General features: G+C 68.0%; 14 protein-coding genes. 11 read left to right on the top strand and 3 right to left on the bottom strand.

Going from position 1 to position 13213, the window contains the following annotated elements:
• Positions 1–5: 5 nt before the first annotated feature.
• The 8 genes from flhB to RKE50_RS17985 are packed head-to-tail and all read left to right on the top strand — an operon-like array spanning position 6 to position 7821.
• On the top strand, positions 6–1169 hold the full coding sequence (flhB, locus tag RKE50_RS18020; RefSeq protein WP_350038870.1) for a flagellar biosynthesis protein FlhB: 1164 nt from the start codon (positions 6–8) through the stop codon (positions 1167–1169).
• Positions 1156–3276 (top strand): flagellar biosynthesis protein FlhA, encoded by a 2121-nt coding sequence (gene flhA / locus RKE50_RS18015; protein WP_502937901.1) that lies wholly within the window; start codon positions 1156–1158, stop codon positions 3274–3276. The genes flhB and flhA overlap by 14 nt, the downstream gene beginning before the upstream one ends.
• Complete coding sequence (gene flhF, locus RKE50_RS18010) at positions 3276–4382, top strand: flagellar biosynthesis GTPase FlhF (protein WP_350038869.1); 1107 nt, start codon at positions 3276–3278, stop codon at positions 4380–4382. The genes flhA and flhF overlap by 1 nt, the downstream gene beginning before the upstream one ends.
• A 53-nt stretch (positions 4383–4435) precedes the next feature.
• Complete coding sequence (locus RKE50_RS18005; RefSeq protein WP_350038867.1) at positions 4436–5287, top strand: MinD/ParA family protein; 852 nt, start codon at positions 4436–4438, stop codon at positions 5285–5287.
• Positions 5280–5987: an RNA polymerase sigma factor FliA gene (locus tag RKE50_RS18000; RefSeq protein WP_350038865.1), complete on the top strand. Its 708-nt coding sequence runs from the start codon at positions 5280–5282 to the stop codon at positions 5985–5987. Before RKE50_RS18005 ends, RKE50_RS18000 begins: the two co-directional genes overlap by 8 nt.
• Before the next feature lie 7 nt (positions 5988–5994).
• Positions 5995–6768: a flagellar motor protein gene (locus RKE50_RS17995; protein WP_350038863.1), complete on the top strand. Its 774-nt coding sequence runs from the start codon at positions 5995–5997 to the stop codon at positions 6766–6768.
• Complete coding sequence (gene motD, locus RKE50_RS17990; RefSeq protein WP_350038861.1) at positions 6765–7625, top strand: flagellar motor protein MotD; 861 nt, start codon at positions 6765–6767, stop codon at positions 7623–7625. Before RKE50_RS17995 ends, motD begins: the two co-directional genes overlap by 4 nt.
• A 22-nt stretch (positions 7626–7647) precedes the next feature.
• Positions 7648–7821 carry a hypothetical protein gene (locus tag RKE50_RS17985; RefSeq protein ID WP_350038859.1) on the top strand — a complete coding sequence of 58 codons (174 nt, stop codon included), beginning with the start codon at positions 7648–7650 and terminating at the stop codon, positions 7819–7821.
• A gap of 33 nt (positions 7822–7854) precedes the next feature.
• Here RKE50_RS17985 and RKE50_RS17980 read toward each other — a convergent pair whose 3' ends face one another.
• The 3 genes from RKE50_RS17980 to pomA are packed head-to-tail and all read right to left on the bottom strand — an operon-like array spanning position 7855 to position 10120.
• A complete protein-coding gene (locus RKE50_RS17980; RefSeq protein ID WP_350038857.1) occupies positions 7855–8439 on the bottom strand; it encodes a PilZ domain-containing protein in 585 nt (194 codons plus the stop codon).
• Positions 8436–9359, bottom strand: a complete 924-nt coding sequence (locus RKE50_RS17975) for a flagellar motor protein MotB (RefSeq protein ID WP_350038855.1) — start codon at positions 9357–9359, stop codon at positions 8436–8438. Before RKE50_RS17975 ends, RKE50_RS17980 begins: the two co-directional genes overlap by 4 nt.
• The gene (pomA, locus tag RKE50_RS17970) at positions 9356–10120 is read right to left on the bottom strand and encodes a flagellar motor protein PomA (RefSeq protein WP_350038853.1); all 765 of its coding nucleotides are present in this window, start codon (positions 10118–10120) and stop codon (positions 9356–9358) included. The genes RKE50_RS17975 and pomA overlap by 4 nt, the downstream gene beginning before the upstream one ends.
• 123 nt (positions 10121–10243) lie before the next feature.
• Between pomA and fliK the strand changes: the two genes are divergently transcribed.
• From fliK to RKE50_RS17955, 3 genes are all read left to right on the top strand, one after another.
• Positions 10244–11332 carry a flagellar hook-length control protein FliK gene (gene fliK, locus RKE50_RS17965; RefSeq protein WP_350038851.1) on the top strand — a complete coding sequence of 363 codons (1089 nt, stop codon included), beginning with the start codon at positions 10244–10246 and terminating at the stop codon, positions 11330–11332.
• Positions 11329–11634, top strand: coding sequence for an EscU/YscU/HrcU family type III secretion system export apparatus switch protein (locus RKE50_RS17960; protein WP_350038849.1), 306 nt, complete (start codon positions 11329–11331; stop codon positions 11632–11634). The genes fliK and RKE50_RS17960 overlap by 4 nt, the downstream gene beginning before the upstream one ends.
• Before the next feature lie 66 nt (positions 11635–11700).
• On the top strand, positions 11701–13212 hold the full coding sequence (locus RKE50_RS17955; RefSeq protein ID WP_350038847.1) for a diguanylate cyclase: 1512 nt from the start codon (positions 11701–11703) through the stop codon (positions 13210–13212).
• Position 13213 lies beyond the last annotated feature (1 nt).

Here is a 13213-nt window from a genome sequence, read left to right as displayed (position 1 = left end):
GCGCTGTGGCAGAAGAGCAGACCGGCCAGGAACGCACAGAACAGCCGACAGAGCGCCGCAAGCAGGAGGCCCGGCGCCGCGGCCAGGTGCCGCGTTCGAAAGAACTCAACACGTTGCTGTCGCTGCTGGCCCTGTCCCTGGGCCTTCTCGTCCTCGGGGGCACGCTCGTGCGGGGGTTCCAGGCGCTGCTCGCCGACGGCTTCTCGGTGAGCCGGGAGCTGGTCTTCGCCAGCGAGCGGCTGCCCGTACACCTGGGCTGGATGCTGGCGCAGGCGATCCTGCTCCTGCTGCCGCTCTTTGCAGTGGCCATCGTCGCCGCCTTCGCCGGACCCCTGGCCATGGGCGGCTGGACCTTCAGCGGCGAGGCGATCGCCTTCAGCCTGGAAAAGCTCAACCCGGTCAAGGGCATCGCCCGGGTCTTCTCGGCCAAGGGGCTGGTCGAGATGCTGAAGGCGCTGGGCAAGTTCCTGCTGCTGCTCGGCGCCACGCTGGTCGTTTTCGTGCTTTTCGAGCGCGACATCCTGACCCTGGGCGCCTACGAGCCCGGCTATGCCAGCCGCGCGGCGGTGCAGGTGCTGCTCTGGGGGCTCCTGCTGCTGACCGGAACGCTGGTCTTCATCGCCGCCCTCGACGTGCCGTTCGAGCTCTGGAACTTCAACCGCCAGCTGCGCATGACCCGGCAGGAGGTGCGCGAGGAGCTGAAAGAGACCGACGGCCGCCCGGAGGTGCGCCAGCGGATCCGCGAGCTGCAGCGGGATGTAGCCCAGCGCCGCATGATGCAGGACGTTCCGAAGGCGGACGTGGTGATTACCAACCCGACGCACGTCGCCGTCGCGCTGCGCTACGACGAGGCCGGGGGCGGGGCGCCAACGGTCGTGGCCCGGGGCCGGGACCTTGTCGCGCTACAGATCCGCAGCGTCGCCCGCGCTGCCGAGGTGCCGGTCTTCGAGGCCCCGCCCCTGGCCCGTGCGCTCTACGCGACGACGGAGCTCGGGCAGGAGATTCCGCGCGAGCTCTACCTGGCCGTAGCGCGCGTGCTCGCCTACCTGCTGCAGCTGCGCCGCGCGGGGCCGACCGACTACGTGCCGCCGCCGGCGGACCTCGAGGTCCCCGAGGAGTGGGCGGCTGCCGACAACATGGACGAGGAGCCTGCAGATGGCGACCAGTGACGCCCTCGAGAGCGCCGCAGCACCGGGTATCGGCATGTTACTGAAGGGCGTCGGCACGCCGTTCGTGCTGCTGCTGATGCTGGTGATGATCGTCCTGCCGCTGCCGCCGCTCGCGCTGGACCTGCTGTTCACCTTCAACATTGCCCTCGCCATCATCGTGCTGCTGGCCGCCGTCTACGCGGCGCGGCCCCTGGAGTTCGCGGTCTTTCCCACGGTGCTGCTCATCGCGACCCTGCTGCGCCTCGGTCTCAACGTCGCCTCGACGCGCGTGGTCCTGCTGGAGGGCCACACGGGCACGGATGCCGCGGGTAACGTGATCCGCGCCTTCGGGGAATTCGTGGTCGGCGGCAGCTACGCGGTCGGCCTGGTGCTGTTCACCATCCTGGTGGTGATCAACTTCGTGGTCGTGACCAAGGGTGCCGGCCGCATCTCCGAGGTGACCGCCCGCTTCACCCTGGACGCGATGCCCGGCAAGCAGATGGCGATCGATGCTGACCTGAACGCCGGCCTCATCTCCCAGGAGGACGCCCTGGCCCGGCGCGAAGAGGTCGGCCGCGAAGCGGACTTCTACGGGGCCATGGACGGCGCGAGCAAGTTCGTCCGCGGCGATGCCGTCGCCGGGATCCTGATCCTGTTCATCAACATCATCGGTGGCTTCGCGATCGGCACGCTGCAGCACGATCTCACCGCCGCCCAGGCGGCACAGAACTACACGCTGCTGACCATCGGTGACGGCTTGGTCGCGCAGATACCGTCCATGCTCCTGTCGACCGCGGCGGCGATCATCGTAACGCGCATGTCCGGTGCCCAGGACATGGGCGAGGCCGTGGCCAGCCAGCTGACCGACAATCCCCGGGTGATGATCGTCGCGGCGGGCAGCATCGGCCTCATGGGGCTGGTGCCGGGGATGCCCAACCTCGTCTTCCTGGCCATTGCGGGGATCCTCGGCAGCGTCGCCTGGCTGCGCTGGCAGCGCGGCCAGGAGCCGCCGGCCGCAGCGGCCGTGGAGGAGCGTGAAGCGCGGCCGTCGGAGCCCGCGGAGCTGAGCTGGGACGATGTCAGCGACGTGGACGAGATCGGCCTCGAGGTCGGCTACCGGCTCATTTCACTGGTCGACCGCAACCAGGGCGGAGACCTCCTCGCGCGGATCAAGGGGGTGCGAAAGAAACTGTCGCAGGAACTCGGATTCCTCGTGCACTCCGTGCACATTCGCGACAACCTCGATCTCTCACCCAACAGCTACCGGATCAGTCTGCACGATGTCGTCGTCGGCGAGGGCGAAGTGTTTCCCGGCCGCGAGCTGGCGATCAACCCGGGGCAGGTCTTCGGCGAACTCGAGGGCGTCGCCACCCGGGATCCCACCTTCGGTCTCGAGGCGGTGTGGATCGACCCGTCGCAGCGCGATGACGCCCAGTCCAAGGGCTACACGGTGGTCGACAGCAGCACGGTTATCGCCACGCACCTGAGCCAGCTGCTCAAGAACCATGCCCGGGAACTGCTCGGCCAGGACGGTACGCAGCAGCTGCTGGACAAGCTGGCCCGCTCCTCGCCCAAGCTGGTCGAGAACCTGGTGCCCACGACCATGAGCCTGGCGGAGGTGACCCGCGTGCTGCAGAACCTGCTCGAGGAGGGCGTTCCCGTGCGCGACATGCGCACCATCGCCGAGGCGCTCGCGGCCCAGGCGGGCAAGGAAAAGGATGTCGAGGAACTGACCGCGCGGGTCCGCGTGGCGCTCGGGCCGGCGATCTTCCAGGCCGTGAACGGCACGGCGAGGGAGATGCCGGTGATGGTGCTGGATTCGCAGCTGGAGCAGATCCTCAACAACTCGCTGCAGGGCGGGGCCGGCGGCCTGGAGCCCACGCTCGTCGACAGCGTGATCCGCCAGGTCATGGACGGCTCGAAGAAGCTCGAGGCCGAGGGCCGCACGCCCGTGCTGCTGGTGTCCAGCGGCCTGCGGGCCTTCCTGTCGCGCCTGCTGCGCGGGCGCATGGAGAATTTCTACATCCTCGCCTACGAGGAGATTCCCCCCAACAAGTCGATCAGGGTCGTGGCAACGATCGGCAGCGCCGCTCCCGCGGCGACGGCGACCGCTGAAGGAGGTCAATAGTGGATATCAGGCGTTTCAGAGGCAAGAACAGCCGCGCGGCCATGGCCCAGGTCCGGGAGGCGCTGGGGCCGGAGGCGGTCATCCTCTCCTCCCGCCGCTCGGCCGACGGCGTGGAGCTGGTGGCGGCGCGGGAGCTCGACGAGCAGCACATCGAGGCGCTCGGCGGGGCCGAGCCGCGGGTAGCCGCCGACCCGGCGCGGGAGCTCACCATGCAGCGCCTCCAGGACGAGCTCGTGGAGCTGCGCAGCGTGCTCGAACAGCAGCTCAGGGGTCGCAGCTGGAAGGACAGCGCGGGCGTGCCGCCGGTGCGCGCCGCCGTGGGCCAGCGGCTGGCCCGGCTCGGGTTATCCCGAGGCATCAGCGGGAGCCTGCTCGACGCAGTCCCGCCGCGCGGGGGGCTCGACGCCCAGTGGCGGATCGCCATGCAGGTGCTCGCCGACCGGATCCGCACGGCCCGGCCACCGGCGATCGAACCGGGCGAGGCGCTGGCCTGCGTCGGCGTGACCGGGGTGGGCAAGTCGACCACGGTCGCCAAACTGGCCGGCCTGTCCGCGCTGCGTCACGGCCGCGACAGCGTGGCGCTCGTCACCGCGGACGCCTACCGAATCGGCGCGGACGAGCAGCTCGCGACCTTTGCCCGCCTGCTCGGCATCCCCCACGTGAGCGCCACTACCCGCGAGGCGCTCGACGAGGCCCTGGCGGGCTTCCGCGACCGCCGGGTTTTCATCGACACCGCCGGCATGGGCCAGCGGGACCGGCGACTGCTGGACCAGTGCGAAATGCTGGGGGGCCGGATAGCGCCGGTGACCCTGTGCCTGGTGCTCTCGGCGGCGGCCCAGGCCGCGCAGACGAAGGAAGTGGTACTCGCCTTTGGAAGACAGCAGCTGGCGGGTGCTATCATCACCAAGATGGATGAAGCGACCAGCCTGGGCGGCGTCCTCGAGGCCCTGGTCCGCACGGAATTGCCGGCGCTGCTTACCTGCGACGGCCAGCGTGTGCCGGACGATATTGAGCCCGCCAAGGCGGGGGAACTGGTGCGGGTGGCCATGGCCCTGACAGACGCCCGGTCGCGTCGGAGCACCCTGCCCGGGGCCGTGGCGAGTTGAGCCTCCCGGCCTGAGCATGGGTCAATGTCACTGGCGCTGGAGGCAGGCGCACTATGGGCCGCACTTTGGGCCGTAACCAGGGCGAGGAAGCCCCTATCAACGTCATTGCAGTCAGTAGCGGTAAAGGGGGCGTTGGCAAGACCAGTGTAGCGGTCAATCTCGCCGTGGCGCTTGCCGAAACCGGCGAGGCCGTGCTGTTGTTCGATGCCGACCTGGGCCTCGCCAATGTCGACGTCGCGCTGGGGCTCAAGCCCGAGCGGGATATCAGCGCGGTGCTGGCCGGTGAGTGCACCCTGGCCGAAACCATCGTTGCCGGGCCGGCCGGTATACGCATCGTGCCCGCGTCGTCCGGCGTGGCGCGCATGGCGAGCCTGAGCGCGTCCGAGCAGGCGGGCCTGGTGAGCGCCTTCAGCGAGTTGCCGGGACCCCTGGACACACTCCTCGTCGATACCGGCGCCGGGATCGACAGTGCCGTACTGACCTTCGCCAGCGCCTGCCCGGAGATCATCGTCGTCGTCTGTGATGAGCCGACCTCGCTCACCGATGCCTACGCGCTGATCAAGGTCCTGAGCCGGGATCACGGCGTCAAGCGCTTTCAACTGCTTGCCAACATGGTCGACAACGAGCTCCAGGGGCGCCGCCTGTTCGACAAGCTCTGCGGGGTTGCGGACCGCTACCTCGATGTTCACCTGGGCTACCTCGGCCACATTCCGCGGGACGATTACCTGCGGCGGGCCGTGCGGCAGCAGCAGGCCGTCATGACGGCCTATCCCCGCGCGCCCTCTGCCCAGGCCTTCCGTCGCGCCGCGGCGCGGGTGCAGAAAACGCTGCGCGCGACCGCGGTCTCAGGGGGCATCGGGTTCTTCCTCGAGCGCCTGATCGAGGCCGAGGCCGAGCATGGCTGAAGTGGCGAGCGCCGGCGCGGCAGGGGATCCGAAACAGGCTCTCGTGCTCGAACACCTTCCCCGCGTGAAGCAGATCGCCCTGCACCTGGCGGCGCGCCTGCCCGCCTCGGTGGACACGGACGACCTCATCCAGGTGGGGCTCATCGGTCTCCTCAAGGCCAGCGAAGACCACGATGCCACGCGTGGCGCCAGCTTTGCGACCTACGCCGGTATCCGCATCCGCGGCGCGATGCTGGACGAACTCCGTCGCCACGACTGGCTGCCGCGCTCGGTACAGGGCAAGCTGCGCCAGGTCTCCGAGGCGATCACCGTGGTCGAGCAGGAGCAGGGGCAGCTCGCTACCGATGAGGCCATTGCCCGGCAGCTGGAGCTGCCCGTGGATGAGTACCGGGAGCTCGCGGCGGAACTCGCCTGCGCGCGCATGACCACGCTGGAAGAGCTCGGGGGCGAGGACGCCGTCGCGTCCGCCGAGGCAGACCCCGCCGGCGAGACGACGCGCGAGGCTTTCCGCCGGGCGCTCGCGGACGCCATCGCCCGCCTTCCCGAGCGGGAGGCGCTGATGATGTCGTTGTATTACAGTGAGGGCCTGAATCTTCGTGAAATCGCCGGCGTGCTAGAGGTGACCGAATCACGCGTTTCCCAGCTGCACGGCCAGGCCATCGCCCGGCTGCGCGGCAAGCTTTCTGCCTGGACAGGTTGATCTAAGGATGGCGCGCAAGGGCAAACCGGCCGGCTCGGCCTTCGATTACCTCACCCTGATCGGCGTCACGCTGTCGGTCGGTGCCATCGTCGGCGGCACCATCCTGGAGGGTGGGCGCGTTACCAGCCTCCTGCAGCTCACTGCCTTCGTCATCGTCGTGGGCGGTACGCTCGGTGCGGTGCTGCTGCAGACCCCCCTCGCGGATTTCCTCTTTGCCATGCGCCGGCTCAAGTGGGTGCTGCGCACGCCGCGCTTCGACCGGCAGCCCCTGATCAATGACGTGCTCGAATGGAGCCGGCGCGTGCGCCGCGACGGGCTCCTGTCCCTCGAAAAGCAGGCGCAGGGCGTGGCCGACCCGTTTCTGCGCAAGGGCCTCACGCTACTCGTGGATGGCGTCGAGCCCGACGAGATCCGCGCCATCATGGAAGTGGAAATCGACAGCAAGCTCGTCCGCGAGGAGCGCGGCGCGCGCGTGTTCGAGTCCATGGGGGGCTATTCCCCGACGCTGGGCATCCTCGGCGCGGTCATCGGGCTGATCCACGTCATGAGAAACCTGTCCGATCCGTCCGCCCTCGGGGCAGGTATCGCGGTGGCGTTCGTGGCCACCATCTACGGTGTCGCCTTCGCCAACCTGCTTTTCCTGCCCGTCGCCAACAAGCTCAAGGCGCTCTACGGCGAACAGCTGCAGTACCAGGAAATGATGCTGGACGGTGTCATCATGATCGCGGAGGGCGAGAACCCGCGCGCGATTCAGAGTAAGCTCGAGGGCTACCTGGGGTGAAGGGGCGGCGCCGGCGCCAGCTCGAGCACAGTGAGAACCACGAGCGGTGGCTGGTTTCCTATGCCGACTTCATCACGCTCCTGTTCGCCTTCTTCGTGGTCATGTACTCGATTTCCACGGCCCGGGACGGCAGCTATCGCGTCCTCTCGGATTCCATTGTTCGCGCCCTGAACACGCCGCTCCTGGCGCTGCAGCGGGACAGTTCGGGCGGGGTGCCGATGCCCGATGCCTGGTCCGCGGGCGCGCCGGGTGCCGATGCCTCCCAGGCGCTGATTCCGCTCAAGCCCGAGCTTCTCAACCCGGGGCTTTCACAGGCAGAGCCCGGTGATGCCGCCGCCGAGTCACGGGGCGAGATCAACCGCCTTGCCGGGGCCGTAGAGAACCGCGTGTCCGATTTCATCGACGAGGAACTGATTAAGGTCGAGCGCAACGACTACTGGCTCGAGATCGAGATCAAGGCGCAGCTGCTCTTTGCCTCGGGGAGCCGGGTGCTGCTTTCCGATGCCGTGCCGGTGCTCGAGAATTTTGCGCTCGTGCTGCGCGATGTGCCCAACCTGGTCAACGTCGAGGGATTTACGGACAATGTCCCGATCCTGAACGGGCGCTTCCCCTCGAACTGGGAGCTGTCCGCGGCCCGCGCGGCGACGGTGGTACGGCTGTTCGAGGAGAACGGCATTGCGCCGGAGCGCCTGTCTGCAACCGGCTACGGTGAGCACCGGCCCATCGCGAGCAATGACACGCCGGAGGGCAGGGCGCGGAACCGCCGCGTCGTCCTGGTGGTCATGTCATCCGCGGCCTCCGGGGAGCGCCTGCCCGGCATCATGCTCGCGGCGGGGCGCAATCCAGCCGCCGGGTGAACGGATGAGGGAGGAGGGACCCATGGTCGATCCCATCGATCCGAAAGGCATCAAACCGCTGCGGCCGACACGGCCGGTGCATCGCGGTGCCGAGGAAAAGCGACGGCGCGCCGAGCGGGAAAAGACCGCGGAGCAGGATGGCACCCGGCCCCGCGACGGCGGTAAACGCCGCGGGCGCATCGACGAGCACTGCTGACCCGGGATTCCCCGGCCCGGGAGCCAGGGCTCTTTACTGCTCCGAGCGCTCCGCGACCAGCAGGCCCTGCTTCTGCACCACGTGGCGGATGAGTTCCTCGCGGGCCCAGGCTTCATCATCGAAATCCACGCGTGTCCAGAAGCGTGCTTCCCCGGGGGGGCCGGCAGGCGCTGCATCGACCACCCGTCCGGTAATGCTCACCTCCAGCTGCGACGGCTGCAGGATAAGCCACAGCTTCAGGGCGGTGCCCGGCGGCAGCTGCTCGCCGGCCTCGAAGGCAAGGCCGCAGCCGCTGAGGCTGACCAGCATCTCCTTGTAGCTGGCGGCTTCATCGCCGTCTTCGGAGAGGCTGAGGGTGGCGAGCAGTGACACCTTGCGGTTCAGGAGGCCCAGCGCACGCGCGGCCAGGGGGTCTTCACGCCCGAGCAGGTTGATGCATTCCGCCAGCTCGTCGTCGAGCTCTCCCAGCAGCTGCCCGGTACTCAGGCCGATGGCCCCGCCTGCCTGTCCGCTGGCTTCCGACCCCTCTTCGATCGTCTCGTAGCGCAGCTTGACCCGGTCCGCGATGCGGTAGAACTGACGTCGTTCTCCGTGGTTCCGGTCAGCGCCCCCGCTCATCGATCCAGCTCCAGCACGTCGACGACGTCCGAGTTGGCCTCCCGGATGACATCGAGGTCCTCCTGGCGGCTGTCCTCGAGGGACTGCCTGATCACCAGTTCCACCCGCCGGTTCATCGCGCGTCCCTCGGGGCTCTCATTGTTCGTGAAGGGCTCTGTCTCGGCGTAGCCGACGACCATGAGGCGGTCATTGGACAGTTCACCGCTTTTCAGCAGCTCGTGGGTCACGGACAGTGCCCGGCTCGCCGAGAGATCCCAGTTGGAGCGGAAGCGGCCGCCGCTGATCGGCACGTCGTCCGTGTGGCCCTCGACGGCGATCGTGCCGGGAATCTCCAGCAGCGCTTCCCGCAGCCGGTCCATGACCGGCAGGAAGTCGGTATTCAGGGTTGCCGAGCCCGACGGGAAGGAACCGTTCTCGCGGATCCTGACGATGATGGACCGCCCTTCGGTCTCGATGTCGACCTTCCCGGTCTGCACTTCCTGCGCCAGGATCTCGCGCAGTTCCTCCGCGTCTTCCTTGGTCTCCTCGAGGAGCGCTTCCACCTTTTTCTCGAGCAGCTCCCGCGTTTGCTCGTCGTCGAGCTCCGGTGCGTCGGGGTTGCCGACCTGCAGGGAGTTTTCCGTGTTCTGCTGCGTGACCTGGTTGATGGTGTCCATGATCGTCGGTTCCGGCTTCCCGGGGCTGAACTCCCTGGCAATCACGCTCGTTCCCTTGGGAATGTCGTCGACCTTGACGCGGTTCTGGACCCCGAAGGCCAGCTTCATGGAGCCGGCAATCTGCTTGTATTTCTCGACATCCATCTCCGAGAAAGACAGGAGCAGCACGAAGAAGCACATGAGCAGGGACATGAGGTCGGCAAAGGTCGCCATCCAGGCCGGCGCGCCCTGTTGCTCGTCTTCCGGGTCCTCGAAGTCGATCATTCCTCGCTGTCACCGTTGTTGCGCTTCTTGGGTTCCAGGTAGGCCTTGAGCATGGATTCGACAATGCGCGGGTTCTGGCCTTCCTGGATGGCGAGCACCCCGTCGATGCACATGGCCTTGATGCGCCCCTCCTCGCTTTTGCGCAGCTTCAGCTTGTCGGCGATGGGGAGGGCAACCATGTTGCCGAGGATCGCGCCGTAGAGCGTGGTGAGCAGCGCAACCGCCATCGCCGGCCCGATGGCCTTGGGGTCGTCCATGGAGGACAGCATCTGCACCAGCCCGATCAGGGTGCCGATCATGCCCATGGCCGGCGCGACATCGCCGGTCGCGCTGAAGACTTTCATGCCCCAGTTGTGGCGTTCGATGGTCTGCTGCAGGTCCTTCTGCATGACCGTGCTGACGACCTCACGGCTGTTCCCGTCGATGAGCATCTTGATGCCGTCGTCGAGGAACTCGTTCTCGATTTCCTGGTTCTCGAGCGCCAGCATGCCCTCTTTCCGCGCGATGTTGGACAGCTCGACGATCTGGGCGATGAGCGCCTCGGGATCATCGAGGCGGAAGACGAAGGCTCTCGCGGCCACGCGGAAGGCACCGAAGAACTGCGCCAGCGAGAACTTGATCATCACCACGAGCACGGTGCCCCCGAGCACGATGAGAATCGAGGGGACATTGAAGAAGACGATGGCAGAGCCGCCGGTGAGAATCGCCGCCATGACGACGCCGATGGCGCCCACCAGGCCGAGGAGCGTGGCCAGATCCATGCGCTGTGGTCTACCTTCGCAAAAAGCGGAAGGGAGAGTGTATCCAACGCACGTGTCGGTTGCCTAGCAGCCGTCGGGTTTTCCCGGTGCTAGACTGAGTCGAGAGACCGCGTCGGAGGTGTCGTGGAAGACGTCCAGCTGGCCCTCACTGCAACCCGGGTAGACCAGAAGAACTTCGGCATCTGGCTGCGCAACTGGCAGGTCGGGCAGGTGCTCAATGCACTGGTTGCCTCGCAGCGACCCAGCGGTGAACTCGTGCTGCGAGTGGGCGGGCAGCAGCTGACTGCGGCTACCGATGTGCCCGTGCAGCCGGGTACGCGGCTGCTGCTCGAGGTGAAACAACTCGAGCCCGTGCCGGTGCTGCGGGTGCTGCGCTCCATCCCCCCGCCGGCGGGCCAGGCCGTGGAAACGGGCGGCGCAGTCCGCGCCGCCGCCACCCCGGGCGCGCCTTCGCTCGTTTCCGCCCTGCAGGCCCTGGGTGCCGAGGGCATCGCGCGGCTGCCGGGCAATGCCCAGGCACTCATCGGCCAGCTGCTGGACCTGCTGCCCCGGCTCTCGCAGCTGGGCGAGGCGAGGAACCTGAAGCGGGCCGTCGAGCAATCCGGCACCTTTTCCGAAGCCCGCCTGCTCGCGAGCGGGGGCCAGTCGGCGGAGCGCGATCTCAAGGTCCTCGTGCAGCGCCTGCTGGTGGTGCTGCGGGGCGCCGGCGGGTCGGGCGAGGAAGCGACCTCCGCCCGGGGGGCGGGCGCGTTCGCCCGCGAGCTCGAGGGCATGCTCGGTGCCCTTCAGCTCAACCAGCTCGCCTCACTGCCCGGCGATGCGGGGGCAGGGCGTAGCTGGCGCATCGATCTGCCCTTTTTCCTCGGCGAGGATATCCACAGCGCACGCCTGTCCATCAACGAGGAAGAAGGGCGCGAACGGCCCGACGGCGACGCGGGCACCCGCCGCTGGCATGCAGTGCTGTCCCTGTATCTCCCGCGCCTCGGCGCGCTGGTCGTCCACGTGCACGCGGGGCCGGAGCAGGCGCGGGTGAGTATCGAGGCGGAGAAGCCGGACAGCGGCGCCGTGCTCGGCGGCAGCCTGCATCAGCTCGGTGATGCGATGAAGGCGCGGGGCCTTACCCTCGAGGGTCTCGAGGTCCGGCTGGGGCCGGAGCAGGCAGCTGCCGGCACGGAGAGTGACGGCGGCGTCGTGACGGGCTGGAAGGCATGAACGACGACCGCAACGAAGACCATAACGAAACCCACAACAGGGTACCGCCCCGGTCCGCCGCACTGGTCTACGCGGGTGTCGGCGCCCCGAGGGTGGTCGCAAGCGGAGAGGGCGATATCGCGCAGCGTATCCGCGCCATTGCCGAGGCGCACGGCGTGCCCCTGCAGGAGGATGAGCGGCTCGCGACGCTGCTCTGCGAAATTCCACTGGGTGACGAAATACCGGAAACATTGTATGTTGCCGTGGCGGAGGTGTTGGCGTACGTCTACCGGCTTGAAATGGCGCTGTCGGAGCGCGCCTGACGCCAGCGTCCGGCGCCGGGACGTCGGCCGCGACCGCGGCATTGTGAACAAGGGATGACATCAACCATGGATCGGGACGAGGCGCTCGCGCGATTGACCCTGAGGCTGCTGCGCATGGCCGAGGGCGTCGACGCCGACGTGGATGCGGTGCTGGGCAAGATCCGGGGTCTCGTCCGCGAAGGGGCCGATGGCAACCAGCTCGGCGAAGCCTCCGAGGAACTGGCTCACCATGTGCTCTCGGCGACCGGCGTCGGCGTCGATAGCAACCAGGCCATGCCGGGCGCCCTGGATGTCACCGGGCTCAGTCAGCTCGTCAAGCGCATGCCCGTCCGCTCCGAGGACCAGCAGCACCTCGACGGCCTCGTGCGCCGGATCGCCGCCGGCCAGAGCGCCCTGGAGCGTCAGGCCGCCCTCAGCTCACTGTTGAAGGCCGCGGCAGAAGCACTGGTCGAGGTCGCGGCCCGCGGCCGCAGCGAGAGCGGGGCCGCGCGCGGGCTCTTCGGGCGCCGGCGTACCGACCGCGAGGAGGGGCAGCGGGACCGCTCCGTGATGCTCTTCGTCGAGCTGCTCACGCGCCTTGTCGATCACATCGATGTACTCAACGGCTCGCCGTCCCGCGGCGGCGAACTCCGGCAGCGCCTCGAGGGGCTGCAGGCGCTCGAACAGGCCGAGGCCCTCTTAAAGGAAGTGACCCGGGAGATCGATCGCATCGACGATCGCATCCGGCAGGAGCGCGCGCACGCGTCCAATTTCCTCGGCAGCCTGCGCGAGCGGCTCGAGTCCTTTGAAGACGCCGTCACCTCCGTGGCGGACGAAGGGCGGCGCTCCCTGGAGCGGTCGGAAGCGCTGGAAGTCGACGTCGGCGCAGATGTGAGCGGGCTGTCCGAGGCGGTGACCCACGGTATCGACCAGGAGGCGGTGCACGGCTCCCTGCTGCGCATCACGGAGCGTCTCGCGCGGCACGTCGCCGAGGAGCGCGAGCAGTACGAGGCGGCCCAGGCGCGGGTGAAAGAACTCTCCGAGCAGGTGGAAACGCTGGAGCAGGAGGCGGACAGCCTGCGCAACGAGATCCGCGACAAGGCGGACCTCGCGCTGAAGGACCCGCTCACGGGGGTGTATAACCGGGCCGGGTACGAGGAGCGCTCGGTGGAGCTCTACGCGCGCTGGAAGCGGGCCGCGGCACCGCTGTCGATCGTGTTCGTCGACTGCAACAAGTTCAAGGAAATCAACGATACCTACGGCCACGCGGCCGGGGACCTCGTGCTCATGAAAGTCGCGGACATCCTTCACGAGCGCTCCCGCGCGAGCGATATCGTGTGCCGTTACGGGGGCGACGAGTTCCTGCTGCTGCTGCCGGATACGCCGCTCTCCGGTGCGGAGATCTTTGCCCGCAGCGTCTGCCAGGAAGTCGCGCATGCCGGTTTCAACGACAACGGCCGTCCGCTCGACGTCTCTATCTCCTGCGGGGTGACGCAACTCAACGATGACGACACCATGGAGACCGCCCTGGCTCGCGCAGACGAGGCCATGTACAACGCCAAGAAGCTCGAGGGCACTCGGGTCCAGGCGGTCGCCTGAG

The organism is Pseudohaliea sp., assembly GCF_040217025.1.
Taxonomy (GTDB): Bacteria; Pseudomonadota; Gammaproteobacteria; order Pseudomonadales; family Halieaceae; genus Pseudohaliea.
Note: the sequence above shows the minus strand (reverse complement) of the source record. Positions and strands in the feature narration are given on the sequence as shown.

Bases quoted from the DNA above. Each gene is read 5' to 3' on its own strand.
- flhA (WP_502937901.1), top strand. From the start codon at position 1,156: ATGGCGACCAGTGACGCCCTCGAGAGCGCCGCAGCACCGGGTATCGGC.
- RKE50_RS18005 (WP_350038867.1), top strand. From the start codon at position 4,436: ATGGGCCGCACTTTGGGCCGTAACCAGGGCGAGGAAGCCCCTATCAAC.
- RKE50_RS18000 (WP_350038865.1), top strand. From the start codon at position 5,280: ATGGCTGAAGTGGCGAGCGCCGGCGCGGCAGGGGATCCGAAACAGGCT.
- RKE50_RS17995 (WP_350038863.1), top strand. From the start codon at position 5,995: ATGGCGCGCAAGGGCAAACCGGCCGGCTCGGCCTTCGATTACCTCACC.
- RKE50_RS17985 (WP_350038859.1), top strand. From the start codon at position 7,648: ATGGTCGATCCCATCGATCCGAAAGGCATCAAACCGCTGCGGCCGACA.
- RKE50_RS17980 (WP_350038857.1), bottom strand. From the start codon at position 8,439: ATGAGCGGGGGCGCTGACCGGAACCACGGAGAACGACGTCAGTTCTAC.
- RKE50_RS17975 (WP_350038855.1), bottom strand. From the start codon at position 9,359: ATGATCGACTTCGAGGACCCGGAAGACGAGCAACAGGGCGCGCCGGCC.
- pomA (WP_350038853.1), bottom strand. From the start codon at position 10,120: ATGGATCTGGCCACGCTCCTCGGCCTGGTGGGCGCCATCGGCGTCGTC.
- RKE50_RS17960 (WP_350038849.1), top strand. From the start codon at position 11,329: ATGAACGACGACCGCAACGAAGACCATAACGAAACCCACAACAGGGTA.
- RKE50_RS17955 (WP_350038847.1), top strand. From the start codon at position 11,701: ATGGATCGGGACGAGGCGCTCGCGCGATTGACCCTGAGGCTGCTGCGC.